The 24,448-nt window shown below is 52.9% G+C and carries 17 protein-coding genes; 16 read left to right on the top strand and 1 reads right to left on the bottom strand.

Annotated features, from left to right (window positions below):
• Nucleotides 1–292 precede the first annotated feature (292 nt).
• The 8 genes from ACMXD4_RS08320 (at nt 293) to ACMXD4_RS08355 (ending at nt 10,614) form a co-directional block, all read left to right on the top strand.
• The gene (locus ACMXD4_RS08320) at nt 293–2,050 is read left to right on the top strand and encodes a L,D-transpeptidase family protein (protein ID WP_415880456.1); all 1,758 of its coding nucleotides are present in this window, start codon (nt 293–295) and stop codon (nt 2,048–2,050) included.
• 68 nt (nt 2,051–2,118) lie between these two features.
• On the top strand, nt 2,119–2,490 hold the full coding sequence (locus ACMXD4_RS08325; RefSeq protein ID WP_415880457.1) for a hypothetical protein: 372 nt from the start codon (nt 2,119–2,121) through the stop codon (nt 2,488–2,490).
• A 168-nt stretch (nt 2,491–2,658) separates the two neighbouring features.
• The gene (locus ACMXD4_RS08330) at nt 2,659–3,123 is read left to right on the top strand and encodes an SRPBCC family protein (protein ID WP_415880458.1); all 465 of its coding nucleotides are present in this window, start codon (nt 2,659–2,661) and stop codon (nt 3,121–3,123) included.
• Between the two features lie 92 nt (nt 3,124–3,215).
• Nucleotides 3,216–3,758, top strand: coding sequence for a hypothetical protein (locus tag ACMXD4_RS08335; protein ID WP_415880459.1), 543 nt, complete (start codon nt 3,216–3,218; stop codon nt 3,756–3,758).
• Between the two features lie 306 nt (nt 3,759–4,064).
• The gene (gene nifJ, locus ACMXD4_RS08340; protein WP_415880460.1) at nt 4,065–7,697 is read left to right on the top strand and encodes a pyruvate:ferredoxin (flavodoxin) oxidoreductase; all 3,633 of its coding nucleotides are present in this window, start codon (nt 4,065–4,067) and stop codon (nt 7,695–7,697) included.
• Nucleotides 7,690–8,703, top strand: coding sequence for a dihydroorotate dehydrogenase-like protein (locus tag ACMXD4_RS08345; protein WP_415880461.1), 1,014 nt, complete (start codon nt 7,690–7,692; stop codon nt 8,701–8,703). Before nifJ ends, ACMXD4_RS08345 begins: the two co-directional genes overlap by 8 nt.
• 9 nt (nt 8,704–8,712) lie before the next feature.
• The gene (locus tag ACMXD4_RS08350; RefSeq protein ID WP_415880462.1) at nt 8,713–9,072 is read left to right on the top strand and encodes a DUF4186 domain-containing protein; all 360 of its coding nucleotides are present in this window, start codon (nt 8,713–8,715) and stop codon (nt 9,070–9,072) included.
• A gap of 111 nt (nt 9,073–9,183) precedes the next feature.
• Nucleotides 9,184–10,614: a glutamate-cysteine ligase family protein gene (locus ACMXD4_RS08355; RefSeq protein ID WP_415880463.1), complete on the top strand. Its 1,431-nt coding sequence runs from the start codon at nt 9,184–9,186 to the stop codon at nt 10,612–10,614.
• Between the two features lie 231 nt (nt 10,615–10,845).
• Here ACMXD4_RS08355 and ACMXD4_RS08360 read toward each other — a convergent pair whose 3' ends face one another.
• Nucleotides 10,846–11,202 (bottom strand): Imm51 family immunity protein, encoded by a 357-nt coding sequence (locus ACMXD4_RS08360; RefSeq protein WP_101055290.1) that lies wholly within the window; start codon nt 11,200–11,202, stop codon nt 10,846–10,848.
• Nucleotides 11,203–11,462: 260 nt separating this feature from the next.
• Here ACMXD4_RS08360 and ACMXD4_RS08365 point away from each other — a divergent pair, with 260 nt between their 5' ends.
• From ACMXD4_RS08365 to ACMXD4_RS08400, 8 genes are all read left to right on the top strand, one after another.
• Entirely contained in the window at nt 11,463–12,503 is a 1,041-nt protein-coding gene (locus ACMXD4_RS08365) for a M14 family metallopeptidase (protein WP_415880464.1), read from the top strand.
• 103 nt (nt 12,504–12,606) lie between these two features.
• The gene (locus ACMXD4_RS08370) at nt 12,607–13,977 is read left to right on the top strand and encodes a hypothetical protein (RefSeq protein WP_415880465.1); all 1,371 of its coding nucleotides are present in this window, start codon (nt 12,607–12,609) and stop codon (nt 13,975–13,977) included.
• Nucleotides 13,978–13,986: 9 nt separating this feature from the next.
• Nucleotides 13,987–15,468: an N-acetylmuramoyl-L-alanine amidase gene (locus tag ACMXD4_RS08375; protein WP_415880466.1), complete on the top strand. Its 1,482-nt coding sequence runs from the start codon at nt 13,987–13,989 to the stop codon at nt 15,466–15,468.
• A 234-nt stretch (nt 15,469–15,702) separates the two neighbouring features.
• On the top strand, nt 15,703–16,845 hold the full coding sequence (locus tag ACMXD4_RS08380) for a response regulator (protein WP_205450684.1): 1,143 nt from the start codon (nt 15,703–15,705) through the stop codon (nt 16,843–16,845).
• A 49-nt stretch (nt 16,846–16,894) separates the two neighbouring features.
• Entirely contained in the window at nt 16,895–20,821 is a 3,927-nt protein-coding gene (locus ACMXD4_RS08385; RefSeq protein WP_415880467.1) for a PAS domain S-box protein, read from the top strand.
• A gap of 558 nt (nt 20,822–21,379) precedes the next feature.
• Nucleotides 21,380–22,306 carry a LysR substrate-binding domain-containing protein gene (locus ACMXD4_RS08390; RefSeq protein WP_415880468.1) on the top strand — a complete coding sequence of 309 codons (927 nt, stop codon included), beginning with the start codon at nt 21,380–21,382 and terminating at the stop codon, nt 22,304–22,306.
• A 231-nt stretch (nt 22,307–22,537) separates the two neighbouring features.
• Nucleotides 22,538–23,050 (top strand): RNA polymerase sigma factor, encoded by a 513-nt coding sequence (locus ACMXD4_RS08395; protein WP_415880469.1) that lies wholly within the window; start codon nt 22,538–22,540, stop codon nt 23,048–23,050.
• Between the two features lie 71 nt (nt 23,051–23,121).
• Nucleotides 23,122–24,393, top strand: a complete 1,272-nt coding sequence (locus ACMXD4_RS08400; protein ID WP_415880470.1) for a FecR family protein — start codon at nt 23,122–23,124, stop codon at nt 24,391–24,393.
• The last annotated feature ends 55 nt before the right edge of the window (nt 24,394–24,448 follow it).

Consider the following 24,448-nt stretch of genomic DNA (forward strand, 5'->3'; position numbering starts at 1 on the left):
CAGATGCCTGCTAGATCGGCAAAAATCATTTACAAACAGGCGGTTGAGCTTATTTTGTTAGCTAGCGTACATGCTGATCGACATGTTCTGAACAGCATGATCCAAACTTGTAAAACTTGAGCCTGCACGGTATTTTGCCGATAGCAGCATCACTTTAGCCGTAACTTTTTAGGGTGCGGCAATGATCGGTGAACTGTATGCCATTAAGCCCTTTTTATCGGGCAAAACTAGAACTTGAGCCCGTATTTTGTCAATATGGCAACCTTTGTCCGAATTTGAACTTGCAAAAATCATGACCCAGCAAGCCGTATCACGCACCAATCACACAACCAGGCGCAACTTTCCACCGTATCTGCTGACGGTACTGATGCTGTTGTATGGTTTTTCGCAATCCGCCAGCAGCCAGAGCCCGGAGCCGTCTGTAGGGCAAGCCATACAATCGTTACTTGCCGGCAAACAGCAGCCTTTACTGGCGCAAGCCGATTTTTCGCAGTACAGCGAGGCGCTGAAACAGTTGTATCAGATGAATGCCAACCAGCTGATTTGGCTGGGAGAAGGTCGAGCCGCGAAAAATCGCGACGACGCTTTAAGCCTGCTAAGCAATGCCAAAGTCGATGGTTTAAATCCGGACGTTTACGAAGTCGAGCGTTTGCGCGGCTACATACAACAAGCCGCTGCGCTGCCACACACTGCAACGACGCAGTTGGTCTCTTACGACGTGGCTTTGTCGATAGCATTGGTGCATTACGCGCATGATCTACATATTGGCCGGGTTGATCCGCGCGACTTCAATTATCCCCCACAGTTCGCGGCCAAATCGGCAAGCGAGGTGGCGGTATCGCTGAATCAACATATTCAACAACAATCCCTTGCCGAACTGCCGGCGGCGCTGGCGCCAAAACTCAAGCAATATCAGCAGTTAAAGACTTTGTTGGCGGCTTATCGTCAGCAAAATACCGGGGCGCAGAAGCCAAAACTGCTTTTGGCGAAATCGCTGCGCCCAGGCGAGCAAGACGCGCAATTGCCCGAGTTGCGTCGGCGTTTGGCGGAGTTGGGTGTACTGAAAACGGAAGACCTCGTCGGCGCCGGCAACACTGAAAATTTCTACGATGCGGCCGCGACTGAAGCAGTGCAACGCTTACAGCAGCAACAAGGCTTAAAAGCCGATGGGGTGATCGGTAAGCAGACCCTGGCCTTATTGAATCAAACGCCGGCCGAAAAAATTGCGATGCTTGAATTAGCCATGGAGCGTTTGCGTTGGATGCCGGAGTTGCCGGAAGGGCCGAGGATATTTGTGAATATTCCGGCGTTTCAGTTATGGGCTTTCAGTTCTCGCGACGATCAACAGCCTCTGACGATGAAAGTCATCGTCGGCAAAGCCGAGCAAAATCAGACGCCGGTACTCTGGGAGGACATGAAATATCTGGAATTCATGCCTTATTGGAATATTCCAAAAAGCATCATGGATAAGGAAATGCTGCCCAAGCTTTTGAGTGATGAAGAGTTTTTAGCGAGTCAGGATATAGAGCTGGTGGGACCCGACGTCGCTGAAGACGAAGACGAAAATCAGGACAGCATCGTCGACGAAATCAAGAGCGGGCGGGTGCGCGCCAGGCAGCGACCCGGCAGCAGCAACCCCTTGGGGCGGGTGAAATTTATTTTTCCGAACAAAGCCGATGTGTATTTGCACGATACGCCGGGCAAAGCCGCGTTTAATCGCGATCGCCGCGATCTCAGTCATGGCTGCGTCCGAGTGGCGGAGGCTGAAAAGCTGGCGGAATTTGTGCTGGGCGACCAAGCCGAATGGGACCAACAAACGATACAGCAAGCTATGGCCGGGCCTAAAACCCAGCGGGTCACGCTGAAAAAATCGATACCCGTATTGTTTTTTTATACCACTGTGTTTGTGGGCCTTGACGATAAACCGCGCTTTTACCCGGATATTTACGGTCAAGATCAATTGTTGCAAACCGCTTTGAGCAAAGCCGCCAATCCGGGCGCTAAACAACAATTAGTCAGTAAAGCAGTAAATAGTGCCGGCGGCGGTTAACGGGGTTCAGTTTTAAGGGTTTTGGATTATGCTGTTATCCGGAGTATGGTTTTTTGGGAGACAGGGATATGACGCAAGCAAAAATAGTAAACCAGGCGGTTACCGAGAAAGTTAAGAAGTCGCCGACGCGCAAAGGCAAGAAAGGCAGAATGGCACCGCCGACCAATGGCGAGATTTTGGTCAAAGGCGTGGTGATGGGGATCGTGATCTCGGGGTTGACGCACGCCAGCAAAAGCATCACCCGCGCGCTTATCCGCCATCCGCTTGCCTTATTCTCTGGTGGTTTGCTGGCCGGCTATCTGGCGCATAAACATCGCAAGGACATCATTGTGTTGGGTAGTCGCACCGCGGTGGAAAGCCGAAATTTCGTGCTGAGACAACGCGAAAACCTCGGCGATTTAATTGCTGAAATCAAAGCAGAAAGCGGCAAGACTCAATAATCATCGGTTTGTTTGGGTTTACCCGCACCTTGCCTCACCCGCGAGTGTTCTGATTTCCGGACTGCCGCATCCCTCAGGCTGCGGTGCATACGCTGCACTACCGCAAAAATTTTTTTACGGTAGATTGCTGGCTATCGCAGTAGCCCAGCATCGTCGTCCGCCAGTATCATGAAAATTTACCACATCCTCCGCCAGCAACGCTTGGCGCTCAGCCAGCAGCAGGCTTGGGCTTTCTTCTCGTCGCCGCACTATTTAAATCAAATTACGCCGGAGTTTTTTCATGTTGATATTACGTCGCCTGTGCCCGAGGATATTTACCCCGGCTTGTTGATCCGTTATCGGATGAAGGCGGTTTTGGGTGTGCCCATGTCTTGGCTTTCGGAAGTCAGCCACTGCGATAAGCCGAATAGGTTTGTCTATCAACAAGCGGTCGGTCCATTTGGATTCTGGAGCCATGAAGTGTGTCTAAGACCTTGCGAGGAGGGCATCGTATTGGAAGACATCGTGTTTTATACGATGCCCTTCGGTTGGCTGGGGCAATTGCTGCATGGCTTTATCGGCGATAAGTTGCAGTGTATTTTCGATACGCGCCGCGATTATCTGCAAGCAAAGTGGGGCGTTGGCGGGCCGTAGCGCATGCAATTTGGTATCGGTTTGACAGTTGACTTTTTTTAACCGCAGGCATCTAATCAAGGCCCTGCACATTCAACCTGAAGGAGACGAATATGGCTCAAGACAAAGGTTATTTGGATCAGTCCGGCAATCAAGTGGTTGCTATCGTTAAAAATCTGGACCGCGATGTCGAACGCGGTGAAGATACCGTCATGTTGGGATATGGCTTGGTATTGCTGGCGCCGGCTTTCGCTCCCTTGTTGCCGCCCAGTATTCTGTTGCCGCTGATGGCGATTGCCTTCGCGGTATCGGCGACTGCGGCGCGTCTGCATTTTTACAAAATGGCTCGCAAGCTTTCGGTTGCCTTGGATGAACTGGAAAGCCGGGATAAACAGACTTTTAAGCCGATCACCGACGTATTTGCCGAGCATCCCCAGCAAACGCTGGCCGTCGCTTTTAACCCGTTAAAAAATTTGAAACGCAGCGCGAAAAGCATGCTCGGCGGCTTGATGATCAACCCGTTTTGGGGGCCGATTTTTTATATGTTGGGTGTGCAGTTTGTCGAGGATAAACAATTGGTGGTGCTGAATAAGGCCGTGATTGCAGTCGAAGATAAAGTGATGCCTATCGTACTGCGCGACGACTGGGCTGAATAAACGCAAGGTTTGCAAATGTTAGACGGTGGATAAGCCGTTGGGGGAGGAATAATCAGCTTGAGTCTATGGGTTTTAGGCTATTGTTTTCGGTGGCAGCCATTGTCCAAAAGTACAGTTATACACAGAAGTTGTGGATAAACTTGTGATCAAATCGTGAGCAAACCAGCCAATCGCCCGTCCTGTTTGGGACATCTTTAAATTGACTAAAAATTAGTCAGGCAATTTTTGACTATGCTTAGAGCATCATAAAAAAGCCGTCGGCTTTGCCCGACGGCCCCCCGTTTTATTTCCTGAAAAGGTTATCCCATGCAAAAGCAAACCCTCACCATCGACGGCAATCAGGCTGCGGCCAGCATTGCTTATAAACTCAATGAAGTGATCGCAATTTACCCCATTACCCCGTCCTCGGCGATGGGCGAATGGGCCGACGAATGGGCCTCCCGCGATCAACCCAATCTCTGGGGTACCGTACCTCGTGTAGTCGAACTGCAAAGCGAAGCCGGCGCGGCCGGCACCATTCATGGCGCGCTGCAAGCCGGTACCTTGGCCACCACCTTCACTGCCTCGCAAGGCCTGTTGTTGATGCTGCCGAATATGTACAAAATCGCCGGCGAACTGAGCCCGACCGTGTTTCATATCGCCGCCCGTTCACTGGCTTGCCAGGGCTTATCGATCTTTGGCGACCACAGCGATGTGATGTCGGCGCGGATGACGGGCTACGCCATGTTGTGTTCCAACTCGCCGCAAGAAGTGCAAGATTTGGCGCTGGTCGCGCATGCCGTGGCTTTGCAAAGCCGCATCCCGTTCATGCATTTTTTCGACGGTTTCCGCACGTCACACGAGGTCGCCAAAATTGTCGAGATCGACGACAGCATCATTCGGGCGATGATAGACGACAGCTGGGTTAGTGAACATCGCGGCCGGGCCTTGACCCCAGACAATCCGGTGCTGCGAGGTACCGCGCAAAATCCGGACGTGTATTTTCAGGGCCGCGAGTCGGTTAATCCTTATTACGCCGCATTGCCGGAGATTGCTCAACAAGCCATGGACCGCTTGGCTGGTTTGACCGGCCGCCAATATCGCTTGTTCGAATACGTCGGGTCGCCGCAAGCCGAGCGAGTAATCGTAATTATGGGGTCCGGCGCCGAAGCGGTGGAAGAAACCTTGGAATATCTGAATCGCCAAGGCGAAGCGGTGGGCTTGTTGAAAGTGCGTTTGTTCCGGCCGTTCGCGCCGGAGCGTTTGATCGACGCCTTGCCGGCCAGTTGCCAAAAAATTGCGGTATTGGATCGCACCAAAGAACCGGGTGCCGACGGCGAGCCTTTGTACAAAGATGTATTGGCTGCCGTAGCCCAAGCCTTCAGCGACGGCGAAAAATTTACCAGCCTGCCTAAAGTGGTGGGTGGCCGCTACGGCTTATCGTCCAAGGAATTCACGCCGGGCATGATCAAGGCGGTTTACGACGAACTGAAACACGCTAAACCCAAGAATCACTTCACGGTCGGGATTCACGACGACGTTAGTCACACGAGTTTAGATTGGGACGCGGCCTACCGCACCGATACCCACGATCAAACCTTTCAGGCCATGTTTTACGGCTTGGGCAGCGACGGCACGGTGGGTGCCAATAAAAACACCATCAAAATCATCGGCGAAGAAACCGATTTGTACGCCCAAGGCTATTTCGTTTATGACTCGAAAAAATCCGGGGCGATTACCGTCTCGCATCTGCGCTTTGGTCCAAAGCCGATACGCTCCACGTATTTGATCGGCGAAAACGACGCGCAATTCATCGGCTGCCACCAAACCGTGTTTCTGGAACGCTACGATATGCTGGCCAACGCCGCCGACAAAGCAGTGTTTCTGTTGAACAGCCCTGCATCGGCCGATGAGGTTTGGAATACCTTGCCGCGCAAGATGCAGCAGCAAATGTTGGATAAGAAAATTAGGTTTTATCTGATCGACGGCAACGCGGTCGCAGAAAAGTCCGGCATGGGCAAACGCATCAACACCATTATGCAGACTTGTTTTTTCGCAATTTCCGGCGTGTTGCCGCAAGAGCAAGCCATTGAGGCAATTAAACACGCCGTGCAAAAAACCTATGGCAAAAAAGGCCAACGTATCGTCGATTTAAACTTCAAAGCCATCGACGAAACGCTGGCCGGTTTGCGACATGTGCCTTTGCCTAAGCAGGCCGACAGCGGTTTCGATATTGCCGCCTTGATAGCGGATAGTGCGCCCGAATTTATCCGCCGCGTCACCGGCGAAATTATCGCCGGCCGGGGCGATGCCTTGCCGGTCAGCGCGATGCCGGCCGATGGCACTTTCCCCACCGGCACCGCGGCTTACGAAAAACGCAATCTGGCGTTGGAGATTCCGGTTTGGGAAACCGATTTGTGTACCCAATGCGGTAAATGTCCGATGGTTTGTCCGCACGCGGCGATTCGTAGCAAAATCGTGCCTAACGAAGCTTTAAGCAATGCGCCGGAGACTTTCAAACACGCTGCGATGCTGGGCAAGGATTTTCCGGCCGGTTTATCCATTAGTTATCAGGTGGCGCCGGAAGATTGCACCGGTTGTGGGCTTTGTGTGGATATTTGCCCGATCCGCGATAAATCCAACGCCAGCCGCAAGGCCTTGAACATGCGGCCACAAGCACCGCTGCGCGAGCCGGAAAGCCAAAACTGGGATTACTTCCTGTCCTTGCCGGAATACGACCGTCGGCAGCTGAAAACTAACACCATCAAGGGTTCTATGGTGCTGCAGCCCTTATTCGAATTCTCCGGTGCTTGTGTTGGCTGTGGCGAAACCCCTTATGTAAAACTGGCTTCGCAGCTCTTTGGCGACCGCATGGTGGTAGCCAACGCCACGGGCTGCTCGTCCATTTACGGCGGTAACTTGCCGACCACGCCCTGGACTAAAAATCCCGAGGGCAGGGGGCCGGCCTGGAATAATTCCTTATTCGAGGACAACGCCGAGTTTGGCTTGGGCATGCGAGTGGCCATCGATAAGCAAGCGGAACATGCGGCCGAATTGCTGATGTCGCTACGGGAAACCTTGGGCGGCGAACTGGTTGATGCCATTTTGCAAGCCGACCAATCCGATGAAGCCGGCCTTTACGAACAACGCCAACGTGTCGCGGAATTGAAACAGCATTTACCCTCGCTAAAGCAGCCTGCCGCGCAAGCCCTGTTGCCGCTAGCGGATTATCTGTGCAAGAAAAGCGTTTGGATCATCGGTGGCGACGGCTGGGCTTATGACATCGGTTACAGCGGTCTGGATCATGTGCTGGCTAGCGGTCGTAACGTCAATATGCTGGTGCTGGATACCGAAGTTTATTCCAATACCGGCGGCCAGACCTCCAAATCCACGCCGCTGGGCGCGGTGGCCAAGTTCGCGGCCGGCGGCAAGGCCACCGCGAAAAAAGACCTGGCGCTACTGGCAATGGATTACGGCAACGTTTACGTCGCCCATGTCGCCTACGCCGGCAAGGACACGCAAACCCTGAACGCCTTCCTGGAAGCGGAAGCGCACGATGGGCCGTCCATCATCATCGCTTACGCGCCTTGTATCGCGCACGGCGTGGATTTGTCCAATAATCACAGGCAGCAAAATCTGGCGGTCAAAAGCGGGCATTGGCCATTGTTTAGATTCAATCCCGGCCGCATCCAGCAAGGCAAGAATCCGATGCAACTCGATTCGCCGGAACCGTCGGTGCCGTTACGTGAGTTTGTGATGAGCGAAACCCGCTTTAGCATGCTCTGGCAAAGTCATCCGGACCACGCCGAAGCCTTCTTGAAACAGGCGCAACAAGACGTGAAAAACCGTTATCGTTACTACCAACAACTGGCCGCGCTGGAATGGAGCGATGCCACCAGCGTTGCCGCTGCCAAAGCGGCACTGAAAGCCGATCTTGCCCAGGAGAGCCAACATGGTTGATTTAACAACAAATTATTTGGGCCTGAAACTGGCGCATCCTCTAGTACCGTCGGCATCACCGCTGAGCAAGGACTTGGACAGTGCGCGTCGGCTGGAAGATGCCGGCGCAGCGGCCATTGTCATGTCTTCCTTGTTTGAAGAAAAAATCGAAGCCGAACAGCAACAGATGGAGCGGTTTTTTTTCGGGCAAGGCATCGGCTATGGCGAGGCCGATTCCTTTCATCCGGTGCCTGAGCAGATTTTGACTTACCAGGAACAGTATCTGGAACATCTGCAACGCTTGAAAAGCAGCTTGCATATTCCGATCATCGCCAGCCTGAATGGTATTTCCCAGGGCGGTTGGATCGAATACGGCCAAGCCTTGCAGCAAGCCGGGGCCGACGCGCTGGAACTGAATATCTACCATCTGGCGGCTAATGCCGATGAAAGCAGCGAAACGGTGGAAAACCGCTATCTGGATATTCTGCGCGAGTTAAAAAGCCGGGTGAGCCTGCCGCTGACCCTAAAGCTCGGTCCGCAATTCAGCTCGCCGATTCATTTCGCCCAACGCCTGGAAGCCGCCGGTGCCGATGGTATTGCGATATTCAACCGGTTTTATCAGCCGGATATTGATTTGGAAACGCTGGAAGTGGTGCCGAAACTGCAATTGTCTACGCAAGCCGAAGCCTTGCTGCGTATCCGCTGGACGGCCTTGCTATATGGCCGGGTGAAATTGTCCTTGGCGGTCACGGGTGGTTTTCACCAAAGCGCGGATGTGATCAAAGCCTTGCTGGCGGGCGCGGACGTGGTGCATCTGTGCAGCGTGTTGTTGGCGCAAGGGGTGGGCAAACTCAGCGAAATTCGCGCGGAGCTGGAACAATGGCTGATCGAACACGAATACGATTCCATCAACCAACTGAAAGGCAGTGTCAGCCAGCAACACGCTATCGATCCCAGTGCCTATGAGCGTGCCAATTACATCCATGTATTGGATAGTTACACGCCCTCTGCGGGCGTGTTGAGATAGCCTGAAGCCGTGCGGGATTTGGACGAACTGTTTGCCGGCTTGGCTAAGTCCAAGTTTCGCAGCCAGTTTCGTTTGAATGCCAAAGACCGGGATTATTTGCGCAAAAAGGGCCTGGAAACGGTATTGAGCCATGCTCGAGACTTTATCGAAAAACGCCTGGCTGCTGCAGAGCCGCGCAATGACGGCAAACAAACCCCGTTTCGCGGCCATCCGGTATTCGTCGCGCAACACGCTACCGCCTGCTGCTGCCGGGGCTGCCTGGAAAAATGGCATAAAATTCCGCAAGGCAGGGAGTTGAGTGACGCCGAACAAACCTATGTTTGTAAGGTGTTGGAGCGGTGGTTGAGGATTGCTGTTACCGATATTTAGTCAGCCAGATAACGGCAGATATGTAATTCGCATAAATGGATTAAATTCGTGCTTTAGCCGTAACGATCTTACTATTTACTGCTGTTCCGCCGGACTAAGAGCGCAAATGTCATGGGTCAAGAAATTCATGCCGCAGTTTATCAAGATGCCGACTTTCAGCGTTTTCAACAACGCCTATCCGCAGAAACCGAACTGCTCGGCCGGCGGATTAAAAATCGCGCTTGTTCGGAAGCCGAGCCAGTGGCTGGTTTTGAAATCGAAGCTTGGCTGCTGGACGACTACATGCGGCCGGCACCGATGAATCAGAACTATCTGCACTCTTTTGCCCACCCTATGGCCGGTCCGGAACTGGCCAAATTCAATATCGAACTCAACACGCCGCCGCTGGCGTTGACCGGCGACGTATTCAGCCGCATGCATCAGGATTTGCAAAACACCTGGCAGCAAGCCGAACAGCACGCCCGGCAACTGGATTTGCATTTGTTGGCGATAGGCACCTTGCCAACCTTGCAGCAAAGCGATCTGCATCTGGGCAATATGTCGGACATGAATCGCTACCGGGCCTTGAATCAACAGATTTTGCGCTGCCGAGGCCGGCCGATTCTGCTGGATATATGCGGGCATGACCATCTGAAAATAGAGCATCACGATGTGATGCTGGAAGCCGCCACCACCTCGTTTCAACTGCACATCCAATGCCAGCTCAGCATCGCTCATCATGTGTATAACGCGGCTATCATCGCTTCGGCGGCGATGGTGGCGTTGGCTGCCAACGCGCCGTTTTTGTTTGGTAAGGATCTCTGGGCGGAAACCCGTATTCCCTTGTTCGAACAGGCCATTGCCACCGGCGGCTACGCCGGCGCGGCCGACGGGCCGTTGCACCGGGTCAGTTTTGGCTCCGATTTTGCCCGGCATTCGATCCTGGAATGCTTTGACGAGAACCAGCAGCATTTTCCGGTTTTGTTGCCGGAGTATTTCGACGATGCGCCGGAAGCGTTTCAACACATACGCCTGCATAACGGCACGATCTGGCGCTGGAACCGGCCGTTGGTCGGTTTTGATGCCGACGGTACGCCGCACATCCGCATCGAACACCGTACGCCGGCTGCCGGGCCGACCGTGTTGGACATGATTGCCAACGCCGCCTTTTATTATGGACTGGTTAAAAATCTGGCCAACGAACGTCAGGCGGGCAGGGCGGAGTTATCCTTTGCCCAAGCTAAGGATAATTTTTATCAAGCCGCGCGTCATGGTTTGGATAGTCATGTCGTCTGGTTTGGGGAACGTAAACTAAGGTTGGCGGCGCTGATCGAGCAGGAGCTAGTGCCGCGTGCCTTTCAGGGCTTGCAGGCTTTGGGCATCTGCACTGCTGATTGTGAGAATTATCTGGATGTGATTCGCCAACGGCTTGCCAATCAACAGACCGGCAGCCACTGGCAGCGGCGGTTTATCAAGGAAAATCCGGGCGAATTTGCGGAGCTGACGCGGGTTTATTTGCAGCGGCAACGGAGTGGAGAAACGGTTTCGGCATGGGGAATATGAATAACTGCAACATCATCTTTTCGGTGCTCAGTCGTTACTGCCATTAAGTTAAGAAAAAGCTCCCTCTCCTGCTGGAGAGGGTTGGGGTGAGGAGAATAAAATAAGGCAAGAGGCTTTATTGGTCCCCTCATCCTAACCTTCTCCCAGAGGGAGAAGGGACGGTCCCAACCTAGCTTAAAGGCAGTGAAGCCGGGGCATTGGAAAGATAAACACGCGATCTACGCCAACCGATCAATCAAGTTCAGCCCGTGACAGCAGATCTCGAAGTACCTCTTCGTTGTTAAAGGCCAATGACATTGCTTTTCCGAGACGTTCCAGCGCGGAACGTGATCCTTGTGCGGAAAACATTCCCGCCTCCGGATCGAAATCGAGCTCATCTTGTAAATCGGGCAGTTGTTCGAATAGTACGACTTGAGCAATTGAGTTCCAGTCGTAACCGTTGCCATTCCAGCCTTCGTCAGCCCGCTCTTCGAATACATGCAATTTCTCAACCATATCCTGGTCGGAAAGTATTAGAGACCGGTATTCTCCCGAGTCGAGAAGAACGAAAGGCGCATAGGTAGTCTTGTCTGTATTGTCTTTATCCATAAGGACCTCGGGATGTAAATTTAGTGAAATGTAGCGGGTGCGTAGATCGGAAATGCCATTCGCCTTTGCCCTGAGGGTACTGAGTTTAACGAAGAGCCACCTCAGGCTTCGACGAGCTCAGCCCTAACGGGGCACCAGGGATAAATAGGGCCGGGTTAATAAGGCTGTGGCCGGGTAAGCATAGGTGGTTTTCCCGGTTTCATTTATGTCAGCCTGAAAATAACGATAGAATCGCTCCAAGCAAATCAGTTAAATTCGTTATGCCACAGATTTCACGCGCCAATTGCATTCCCAAACAATTCGACAGCCTGCCAAACGGTTTGCTGGATATTTCGGTTAATAACTTACGCACCCTAATCCCCGAGCCCACGCTTTTCCACCTCCCCGGCAAACGCCCGGAAACCCTGTTCGTCTCAGTCTTGCTGCACGGCAACGAATCCACCGGCTTTTTGGCAGTGCAAAAGCTATTGCAGAAATATCACGGCCAAAGCTTGCCGCGCGGATTGACTTTGTTTTTCGGTAATACCCAGGCGGCGCGTTTTAACCTGAGACGGCTGGATGGCCAGCCGGATTTCAACCGCATCTGGCCCGGCACAGCTTTACCCGAGTCGCCGGAGACGATTTGGGCGGCGCAGATTTGCCAGATCATGCGCGAGCGCAAGGTGTTTGCCAGCGTGGATGTGCATAACAATACCGGTTTGAATCCGCATTACGCCTGCATCAATAAATTGGGTAAGGATTTTCTGCATCTGGGTGCGCTGTTCGGCCGTTTGCTGGTGTATTTCACCCATCCCAAGGGTACGCAGTCCAGCGCGTTTGGGGAGTTTTGCCCGGCGGTGACTTTGGAATGCGGCCGGCCGGGCCAGCCGCACGGTACCGAACATGCGTTTCAATTTCTGGACAGTTGCCTGCACTTGCATGAATTTCCGGCCCAACCGGTCGCGAAGCAGGATGTGGATCTTTATCACACCGTCGCGCAAGTGACCGTCGCCGACGAGATCAGTTATAGCTTTAGCGATGCTACTGCCGATCTGCGCCTGGATCCGGAACTGGAAAGTCTGAATTTCACGGAGATTTCGGCCGGCACCGTATTGGGGACAAGCGATTCTGAACAAATGCCGTTGATCGCCAGGGACAACGACGGTAAGCCGGTGACCGAGCAATTTCTGACTGTTACGGATGGCCAGGTGCAAATCACTCGGCAAACGATGCCATCCATGCTGACGCTGGACGAACGAGTCATCCGCCAGGACTGTTTGTGTTATTTGATGGAACGTTTGGCTGTGGAGACTGGCATTTGAGTTTGTGCTGCGGCGGGAATCGGCAGAGCCAAAATCCTCGACGCCGCCTTTGCGGGAATGTTAGATTCATTCGGCCGTAACGGCCTTCCAAAGGAGAAGAATGATGTTGAAGTCACTCGACGTGTTACTGGGTTTATCGGTGGTGATGTTGATCGTCAGCATGGCGGTGACCTTAATCAGTCAGGGCATTTTAAATTTACTGGCCAGCCGCGGCCGCAATCTGCGCACCGGTTTGGCCGACTTGCTGGAATTGTTGGATGCCCGATTTTCCAGAGCCGAAGCCGAGGCCATCGCCGCCTTAACCCTGACGCAACGGACTATCGGCGGCCGTTGTCGCTGCCGACTGCCTGCGTGGCTGCAATTTTTTCAGTTCGGCGAAGTGATCCATCGCGAAGAATTTATCAAGATTTTGCTGGATTTAGCGGCTGGCTACGATGTGTCGATCAAAACGGAATTCGAACAGATCAAAGCATGGCTAGCCAATAAAACCATCAATGTTGGCCAAGCCACGGAAGCCCTGGAAAGCAAACTACTGGCATATCCCTTGTTTTTTAAGCGCCTGGATATTGAAGCTTTGCTTGCCAAGATCAAAAAAGAAAAGGCCGAAACCAAAAAACAACAGTTTCAGCAGTTGGAGAAAATCGTCGCCGGACAAATCGATCTGCTGGACAAGTTGAAATCTGTATTGCACGACAATGGTATCGAAGATCCGGCCGCTACCTTGAAAAATGCGCGGATGCTAGCGCTGGAATTTGAAAAATCCAACCCGGAACTGGCGCACGACGTGCGTGAGGCTAATGCCTTGCTACAAGAAGCATCCAGCGATTTTCTGGCGAAAATTTGTTTGAATTTCGACCATTTGCTTGACCGGGTCAGCGTCAGATTTACCGCCACCACCCGGGTGGTCAGCGTGGTCAGCGCCGCCCTGGTAGCGATTGCGTTGCAGTTGGACACGGTGTATTTGATCAATCGGCTGTCCATGGACGAGCAAATGCGCGCGACTTTTGTGGAATTGGCCCCTTCGCTAACGGAAGATACGCAAGTAAAGGATGCAGTTGAACCAGCCCCTGCCAAAGCTAGCGGAGAGCAGGATACCGAGACCTCGGCTGACGAGACTGTTACAGCCAAAAAAGGGCTCGATCTGGAAAAGCAAAAGTATTATCTGAATTTTCTAGCTCAACAGGGCTTGATCAGTTTGCCTGTTGACCGGGAAAGCTGGTGTAAGCATTGGAAGCAGGTGAGCATTCCCGGTTTGATCCTGTCGATTTTTCTGCTTAGTCTGGGTGGGCCGTTTTGGTATAACGCCTTGAGTAAGCTGGTGCAATTGCGCTCCGGCCTTGCCCGCAAGGACGATGAGCAGAAAACTATCCGCCAAACCACGCAGACTGCGGGCGGCGAACCTCAAACACTCGGCACTTCGCCAGCACCTAATCCGTTACAGGGCGAACGTGGCGATCTGAAGGCGCAGGGCTAAGGAGGTCGTATGGACAAGCAATGGATAGGCTGCGCGCAGGGTAATTTTCGAATCGGCCGCCCGGCAGGCTTCAAACCGGAAATCATAGTTTTGCATACGACTGACGGCAGTCTGGCGAATGCCGCTATGTGCTACAACAAGCCGGGCACGTTGCAGTCTGTGCATTACGCCATCGGCAACAACGGTGAGATTCATCAATATGTCCAGGAAGCCGACACAGCCTTTCACGCCGGTTTGGTGGTCAATCCGGCTGCCGAATTTATCAAGCAGCGACCCAACACCAATCCCAATTTTTTCTCGATTGGTGTTGCCTTAGAAGTGTCGGTGCTTGGCCCGCCTACGGCCACGCAATTAGCGGCATGCTCGAAATTAATCAGGGAAATTGCCGACCGCTGGCGGATTAGCGTCGATGCGGATCATGTGTTGTCGCATAGCGCGATTCGTGCCTCGGTAAACTGTCCCGCTGCCAATGTAGATATTGCCAAGCTGATTGCCACTGCGTTGCCCGATGAGGCAGCCGATTTAGTGGCCGGCAAGCCAATCGGCTTGCTGAGTAAAGTAAATCTCCGCAGCCGCGCGTCTGTCAACGCACCGGTGCTGCGCGTCTTGGATGCCGGCAGTAAAGTCGAGGTTGTCAGCTTTACGGCGGGTGATGTGGTGTCCGGCAACGGCTATTGGTATCAGGATAAAGACAATTGTTTTTTCTGGGCGGGGGCCACAGATCGGCCCAATCCGCGGGTATTGCTAACGCCGAACGAAGGTGAGGCGAGCACCGATACTATGCTGCTCCGTGACCAAGCTGCCGCTGCGGTTGCCGGTCTGCAGATCAATCGCTCCCGATTCCGTTTGCCGGCTGGGCAGTTTTTTCCCGAGCGGCCGAAAAAAGATCTGATTGTTTTGCACTTCACGGCGGGTTCGTCAGCCAAGTCGGCGTTCGATACCTGGATCGGCGATGCCCAACATATCGCCGCAGCTTATCTGGTGGATGTCGACGGCACGGTCTATGAAGTGTTCGACCCGACGCAGTGGGCTTATCATCTGGGAGTGAAGGGATTTAACGGCCGGCTGGATCAACGTTCAATAGCGATAGAAATTGCCAATGTGGGGCCATTGCGGCCGGCGCCGGATAATCCGGAAGTCTTGAATTGGTGGCCGCCGCGTCGGGGCCAAACCCAGTTATTCGGTACGAAATACTGTGACAAAGCCCAAACCGATAAATATAGGCAAACCAGCTATCGGGGCGAGCAGTATTTCGCTACTTTTCCCGCGCAGCAGGTAGAAGCGATTCGCTTGCTGCTGAACGATTTATGCGGGCGATTTTCCATACCGAAAACCTTGCCCCCTAAAGCCAAGCAATTTGAACGCGATCTGGATTTTTTCCAAAGTTATTCCGGTATCGCCAGTCATGTGAATTTTCGCAGCGATAAATGGGATATAGGCCCGGCCTTCGATTGGGCGGCGTTGGCTATTGCCAATGCGCACGGCGCCTGATTTGCGCTTGTATACGCCAATCCCGCTGGTGATCAGGTATTTTTGGCGCCTTATCACAAGCTTATTCTCACAACCGATGCGGCCGTCACAGTTCTGCCCGGCCGCCGGCATGAATGTTCGCTGCGGCTGTTAAGATGGTTTAAGTAAGCGGTCGGGCAATTTTGGCTCGGACCGCTATGCTTATTTGGCACACGCTATCGCCTCACCCGCAAATCCAGCAACCCAGGAAATATCATGCCCGAAAAACCGTTCTGTATTTTTGTAGTGGATGACGATGCTCTGTTGCGTTTGGTCATAACCGACCAATTGCAGGGGCATGGCTATCAACTCCACGAGTTTGCCAATGGCGAGGAATGTTTGGCCGCCATGGATTTGGCCCCCAATCTGATTTTGTTGGATATTGAAATGCCGGGCCTTAGCGGTATCGAGGTATGTCGGCAGATTCGCGCTGACGGCAATGACGATGTGCAGGTCATGTTTGTGTCTGCCCACGACGATCTGGAGATTTTACTGACCGCATTTGATGCCGGCGGTAACGATTTTATTCCGAAAAACGCCAAAAAAGACGTGCTGCTGCGCAAGGTCGATTTGGCCATCGAAGCCGAGCAGCAAAAACGGCAACTGCAATCGCAACTGTCTTACGCGCAAAAAACCGCATTTACCGCTATGTCCAGTTTGGGCGAAACCGGCACGGTATTGCAGTTCTTACGCTCATCGTTTCAATGCGTGACGTTTCAGCAATTGGGTAGTTTGTTAATCGAGACCTTGCAGCAATACGATCTAAACGGTTTGGTGAAATTGACCGATACGGTGAACGAATACGACTTTAGTCCGGAAACAATCTGTACGCCGCTCGAAGCCTCCATCCTTACCTACGTGGCTAAGTTGGGCCGGATTTATCAGGCCGGTGATCGCTTGGTGTTTAATTTTCCGCACGTGACGCTATTGGTGACCGGCCTGGATACCGACGATCCGGATGCGATTGGCCGCTTGCGCGATCATCTGGCGATACTTGCCGAAGGTGCCGGTGCCCGTATCGAAGCGATGATCAGCGAACAACAACGTCTACAGGAAGCGAATGCCCGCCTGGAAGGCGTGAGAGAGTTGACCGATTTATTGATCGAGATCGAGGCCAATCAACAAAGTAATCACTCGCAGATGGTGAATTTAGCCGAACAGCACAAAATGAACATGGAAAGCGCCTTTATTCATTTGGGGTTGACCGATAGCCAGGAATTTTTGCTGAACGGTTACGTGGACGAACTCACTTCGCAAATGGACAACTTGTTCGAGAACGATAACAAGCTGGCCTTGCGGCTGAACCAAATTGTCGAAAAACAAAAAGCCTTGCTGTTATCGGCCCAAGATAGCCGCTAAATACCCGTCCGAATCGCTACCGACCTAATATTCGCACCGAGGATTGCCTATGCAAGCTTTGTTTTCGCCCGCTGTGGCGCTGATGAATCGATTGAGTTTCAGCAAGAAGTTTGTGGTGATAGGTTTTCTGTCGTTGCTGGCGGTTGCCGTGGTGTTTTACGCTCTTTATCAAAGTCTGAACCGGGTGATATTGGATTCAGAGCGCGAGCTGCAGGGACTGTTACAAATCAAACACATTACGCAGACCATGCAATCTGTGCAGCAGCATCGCGGCATTACCGTGGCGGTGCTCGGCGGCATAGAGAGTTTGCGCGATAAACTTGACGTATCGGAAGCCAAAGTCGCTGCGGCCTTATCGGCTTTGGGGCCAACGCTGGCGGCGGATTCGTTGACCGCTGCGGCATACGCGGATATAAAAAACGATTGGGAGCAACTCCGGCAAAACGCCGCCAAGCAAAGCATTGAAGAAAGCTACCGCTTACACAGCCGTTTGGTCGAGAAGTTATTGGATTTAGAAGAACTGATTGGCGAGGAATCCTTGTTGTTCACCGACTCGAATCTGGATTCCTACCATCTGATCATGCTGGTAACCGAGCAAATGCCAAAGGCCCTGGAAGGCGTTGCGCAATTGCGTGCGTATGGCATTGGGATACTGGCCAAAAAGCAGATTAGCGCTCAGGAAAAAATCGAGATTTACCTGATTAAGGACAGAATCGAATCCGGCATCAGGGTCATTGAAGAAACGACTCACGACTTTAAACGCTATAAACCGGAACTGCACCCGATACTCGCCACCACCAGGGAAAATATTGTCAATGCAGCCAGACTGATTACTCAGCATGTGATTGCCGATATTGTGCAGGAAAAATTCTCCATCAATCCGGAATACTTTCATTCCACCGTTACCTTAGCGCTGGATACAGCGTATGCGGAAATTTACGACAGTTTTATCCCGGCAGCCGAACAACTGATCGAGGCCAGAATTGGCGTGGCGAAAACCACGCTAGCGCTGAGTATCGGCATCCCCGGCTTTATATTTATGCTGATCATTTATTTTGCGATTGGCGCCCATCTTGCCGTTAGTCGATATGTGGAGAGGCTGGCGAAAACCGCAAAAGCGTTTGCCGGCGGCGACTTTCAGCAAAGAATGCCGTTAACCCTGCGTGATGAAATCGGGCAGGTTGCGGAGAGCTTTAACGAGATGGCCGATGGCTTTGCGGCGCTGTTGGCTGCGAGGCGCGAGGACGAGATCCGCATCCGCAGTATTGTTGATACGGCTTTGGATGCTTTGGTGCAGATGGACGCCGATGGTTTTATCAATGGCTGGAATCGCCAGGCCGAACAAATATTCGGTTGGCCGGCCACCGAAGTTTTGGGCCGCTTGTTGCATGATGTGATTATTCCGGAGCGTTACCAACAAGCTCATCAGCAAGGCATACGGCGCTATTTGGATACCGGGCGCGGAACGGTCTTGAACCAGCGAATTGAAGTGGTGGCGCTGCACCGTGACGGGCATGAATTTCCGATTGAATTGGCCATCACCCCTAACAAATTGGCAAATGCTGTCGAGTTCAGCGCCTTTATCAGAGACATTTCTGCGCAAAAACAGGCGATACAAACTTTGCAAGCCAGTGAACAGCGGCATCGGGCGCTGTTCGAATCGTCGCGGGATGCGCTGATGACCCTCAGTGCCAGACGCGGATTTATCTCAGCCAATACGGCAGCAATCAACCTGTTCGCCTGCCGGGATGAGCAGGCGTTTTTAGCGCAAACCCCGGCCTCATTGTCGCCGGAATTTCAACCAAACGGCCTATCATCCGCCGAGCTGGCCAATGAAAAACTCGAGCAGGCCATCGCCGAAGGCTCGGTGATCTTCGAATGGTTGCACAAACGCTTAACCGGCGAAACCTTTTACGCCGAAGTGCAACTTAGCCGGGTGGAGATCGACAACGAAATTGTGCTGCAGGCCACGGTGCGCGACATCAGCGAAAAAAAACGTGCCAAAGCGGCACTGATGACCAGCGAAGCCAGGACTAGGGCGGTACTGCGGACCATGTCCGATGCCGTGGTGTTGATTGATAACAAAGGCATCATGCTGCTGGTTAACGACGCCATTAGCGATTTGTTTGGCTATGAGGAAGACGAGTTATTGGGGCAAAATGTGAAGATGTTGATGCCGGAGCCTTACTATTCCGAGCATGACGGTTATTTGCGCCGGCATCTGGACAATACCAAGGAACGGGTGATGATCGGCCGGCGAATCGAAGTGGAAGGCAAGCGTAAGGATGGGCTGCTGGTGCCGATTGAGTTGAGCGTCAACGAATTGATGGACGATTTTGGTAGCACTTACATTGGGGTTATGCGTGACATTAGCCATCGCAAAGCAGTAGAGCAAGCGCACGAAGCCGCGCGTTTGGAGGCGGAGCATTTGGTGCATATGAAAAGCGAGTTTCTGGCCAATATGAGTCATGAAATTCGTACACCGTTAAATGCCATTATCGGCCTGGCCAAAATGAACCTACGCGATAATGCCGGGCGGAATATGCAGGAAAACAGCGCCCGTATTTACGATGCCGGCATGCATTTGCTCAGTGTGGTCAACGACATCTTGGATTTCTCCAAAATTGAGGCGGGCAAGATGACTTTAGACGAGCATCCGTTTCGCCTGGATGCGTTGATACAGGATGCCATCAGTCTGGTGGATATGCGTGCCAAGGAAAAGCAACTCGATTTAATAGTGCATCGTCCCCAAGATTTGCCGGAATGGGTGATTGGCGACCCCTTGCGCTTAAGACAGATTTTGGTGAATTTATTGTCAAATGCTGTGAAGTTTACCAATCATGGCTATGTCAGCCTGGAAATTTATCGGTACAACGATATGACGGACATCAGCGTGACGGACAGCGGTATCGGCATGACCGCCGAGCAGATTGGTCGTCTGTTTACCGCTTTTCAGCAAGCTGATAACTCTACCACCCGTAAATTCGGCGGCAGCGGCTTAGGTTTGGCAATTAGCCGGGATCTGGCCAACTTGATGGGCGGCGATATTGTCGTGAAAAGTACCTTGGGGACAGGTAGCAAATTCACTTTGACTGTGCCGCTACCGGCGACGGATGCCGGTGTCGAGCATTCAGCCAATTATCATCAGGACAATGGCGGACGCTTGCGCGGTTTGAGAATATTGGCCGCGGAAGACGTGGCTTTAAATCGCTTGGTATTGGAGGATTTGTTGAGCCACGAAGGCGCGCAGGTGACTTTTGCGGAAAACGGCCAACAGGCGCTGGATCGCCTGGAGGAAGCCGGCTATACCGGTTTCGATGCGGTGCTGATGGACATTCAGATGCCGGTGATGGATGGCTATCAGGCGGCGCGGCGTATTCTGGAAATCGCGCCGGATTTACCTATCATCGGTTTGACCGCACACGCCATGCCGGAAGAGCGGCAGCGCTGTCTGGAAACGGGCATGCGGGATCGCGTTACCAAACCCATCGATGCCAACGCCCTGGTCGGTGCGTTGCGGCAGCATGTGTCCATCAGCAAAGTGTCTGATCACGCCAGCGGAAAGGGGGGTGCCTCCGCGGTAATTGAAATTCCGGAAACGGCAAATGAGGCTATGGTGGCGGTAGCGACTGAAGGCTTGATCGATTGGGAGGCCTTACAGCAGCGTTTTGACGGTCGTCAGGCCTTTATAGACAAGTTGATCGAGAATGCGCTGGACGGCGCGCAGCAGGCTAACGTCGATAAACTAAGGTTGGCCGCTGAGCAGCGCGACTATGCCGCCATTAAATTTGTGGCGCATAATTTGAAAGGTTTTGCCGGCATTTTCGAGATTCAGCAAATACAGAACTTGGCGCAGCAAGCCGAGGTGGCCGCCAAGGATCAGGCCGAAGAAGCGATGGTACTGGCCGAAGGTTTGGCCAATGCGCTGGAAACGACTCTGGCGGAGTTGCAGCGTAAACGGACTGTCGCTGGTTAGGGTAACTCCGAAACTATTTTGCCATCAGCCAATTCGTCCGCAGCCTCTGAGCGACCGCTTTCGCGGTAGCGGCGAAATTTAAGGGGCGACCGCTCGTCATCATCCCAGGAAAGGATTTCCCGGTCCTATATTGCACACCGTTATCCCTTTCGTATCCTCAGGGGCATAAAGGCTGAGCTCGTTGAAGCTCTGGCTGGTTTGCATTCCGCCGGTTCTGTGCCCGCAAGGGCATTGAGGCGAACGGTAGTTAGTGGCGGGGTTAATAATCATCGCTTGATTGCCCCGATGTGCTTAGACTGGTGGCGAAAAAAATGGCGGGTCTATTGCAACCCGCCATCAAAACATCCCTGTCGCTAGGAGGAGGTTTGCCTCTCACTAACAAAAGCCGACAAAATCACCTGGTCGATTTGTCATGTTAATGAACGGAACCTCTAAATTAAAACGATATAATGTGATTTTTATATCGAAAGAATAGATTGTCATTGCAACGTCGAATTACAGTATAGGTTAGTAATAAAATTTTGCTTTGAATCCCGGAATTTTTTTAGGAGCACGCCTATGAATCTTAATCAATTGGAATTGCTGCGAGTTTTGCAGGAAACCGATTGCAACTTGAGCAAAGCCGCGGAAAAAATGCACGTGGTGCAGTCGGCGGTCAGTCGGCAACTCCAGTTGTTTGAAATAGAAGTGGGCTCGCCGCTGTTCGTCAGACAGGGAAAAAAGCTGACGGGTCTGACGCCCTTGGGCGAAAAGATCATGGAAGAAGTTGATTTAATCAATCAGGCTAAAAAAAATATCCAACTGATTGCCGACGACTTTCTGGAAAATAGTAACGGTACGTTGAGGGTAGCGACTACTCATACCCAGGCCAAATATTTACTGCCGGAACCGATAGGCCGGTTTAGGCGCAAATATCCGGGCATTAAAATCTATATGGTGCAATCGTCGCCGGATAATCTGATTAATTTGTTACATAGGCATCAAGCCGACATCGCCATCTGCACCGAAAAACTGGACGAAGACGACAAATTAGTGGTCAAGCCCTGTTATCACTGGCATCACGTTGCCGTGGTGCCACTCGGTCACCGGCTGGCGGAAGGCGAAATAAGCCTGCAACGGCTATCAGCTGAGCCGATTTTGACTTACACCCCTGGTTTTACCGGTCGCTCGACGATAGAAAAAGCCTTTCATAACGCCCATTTACCACTGGATATTACCTTGGCGGCGGCCGATTCCGACGTGATAAAAACCTATGTGCGTTTGGGAATGGGCGTGGGGATTATTGCCGGTACGGCTTACGAAGCCAGTAAGGATGCCGATTTGGTCGCCCTAGACCTGTCGGGCTTGATACCCAGTTCCACAACCAAGATTGCTTACCTGAAACAACTGTACGTACCCAATTACTGTCGATATTTTATCGATGAATTGCTGGCGGAAGCCGCGCGGAAAAGCCGGGAAAGAGGCGAGGGATTTGACGATTGTTAAGCTGCCGGACCATGGATGCGGGCAACTCGTCTCTGTCGGCTGGGTGTAGTAAATGTGTGTGAAAAGGGGTGCTAAACCCGCTTTATTTAACATAGATTAATAAAAAACTATCGAATTTGGTGTCTTGCCAATTTTCTAGCTGTTTGATTGCGCAAAATATTTCTAGTTCGGCTTTAAATTTGCTGGTTACTTTCGGTTTAAGCCCTGATACCGAAACTATTAAGCCGGCAAATGCCTTTTCCAGCCCATCAATCCCTCCAAGAGCTATACGTCAGTTGCCACGGCGAGTTGGAGACTGTGCTGTATTCGCGCGTACGCTGCCGGGAAACCGCCGCGGACATTTGCCAGGAAGCGTTCGTGCGCTTATGCCGCAGCGAGGACTTGGGTAGTGTCGGCAATCTAAAAGCCTATCTGTTCCGTACCGCGCAAAACCTGGTGATTGATTACTATCGCAGTCAAACCGTGCGCCATGCTACGCTGGTGTCATGGCCGGACGATACGCCGCCGGAAGTGGAAGACCTGCGCTGCGCGGAAACTGTGGCGCTGGGCGAGGAGGATTTGGACCGCCTGATCGAGGGCATGAGCAGCCTGTCCCCGTTGTGCCAGCGCATTTTTTACCTGAACCGCTTCGAAGGCCTGAAGCAGCGCGAAATCGCCGAAACCCTGAATATCTCGGTCCGCGCCGTCGAAGAGAACATCAGAAAGGCGCTGCTGCATTGTACCAAAACCCTGGATAAGTCCTAGCGGGCCGTGTGGTTTAGGGCTTTGGCCTCGTCTATGATATGTCTCCTTCTCCGTTCAACCAGGAATTAACCATGCCCACCGAACCGACGCCGGATGATGCCGATCGTTTGCTGGAACAGGCTTGCGACTGGTTAAGTAGGCTGCATTCCGGTGATTTTTCTGCTTCCGCGCGGCAAGAACTGAATGCCTGGCGCGCCGCCGACAGCGCCCACGAACAAGCGTGGCAACGCGCCCAAGCGCTGTGGGCAGGGTTGGGGCAACTGCGCGGCCGCCGCATCATTCCCGGCGCACAGCCGTTACCGGGGGAGCCTGTCGTAAACGTAAAAATAGAACCCTCTCCCACTGGGAGAGGGCAGGGTGAGGGGATGCAAACTAACGCCTTGACGCATTTTGATTCCCTCGCTCCAACCCTCTCGGTAATCGATCCCGACATTACCCTATCTTCTATATCGATGCAGTCGTCCCGAGAAGAAAGCGAGCTTTTACGACAGTCTCCAGGGCAAGGTGGCAGGCAAGCGAAGGCAGTGGATGCGCTGGCCGCAAGTCCGGTTGCCATGCTGGATTCCCGTCGGTGCGGAAATGACAGCCCCAGGGATTTTAAAGTCCGGGTCAATACCAGAACCCGCCACCCTAACCGATCCTTACGTTTGGCTGTAGCCTGCTGTGCAATGCTGGCAGTCACGCTCACCGCGCTGTATCCGCTGGCATTCTGGCGCGCGGACTATTCGACCGGTAAAGGTGAGCAGCGTAGCGTGACTTTGGCCGACGGTTCGCGGGTGATGCTTAACACCGCCACGGCCCTGGCCATCCACTTCGACGCCGGCACGCGCCGGGTGGAGTTATTGGCCGGCGAAGCCTATTTTGACGTGGCTAAAAATCCGCAACGGCCATTCGTCGTCGCTGCCGCCGGTAGCGAAGTGCGGGCGGTGGGCACTGCCTTCGCTGTGAAGCGACAGTCCGAGCAAACCGAGGTGGAACTGGTCGAAGGGATTGTTGAAATACAAGACGCGGGGCGGCAACACCAAGAACGCCTGACGGCGGGACAGTCCGCGTCGATAGGCGCGGACAGCATCGCCCTAAAAAGCGCCGGCCGTCCGGACAGCATGGCGCTGTGGCGCGCCGGCTATCTACAATTCGACGGCTTGCCGCTAAGCGACGCCATTGCCCAAATCAACCAATACCGGCCCGGCCGCGTCGTGTTGCTGAATACCGCGCTGGCTGACAAGCGCATCAGCGGCTTGTTTCGCTTGGACGCGCTGGATCAAGCCATCGCCAGTTTAAAAGCCGCCATCCCGGCGCTGCAAATTGTCAGCATCACGCCCTATCTGGTGGTGTTGCGTTAACAGGAAAGGCTAAAACCAACAGCAATTCCGCCGGTAGGATGGGTACGACTGCATG

Source organism: Methylomonas sp. TEB (assembly GCF_047777895.1).
GTDB lineage: Bacteria > Pseudomonadota > Gammaproteobacteria > Methylococcales > Methylomonadaceae > Methylomonas.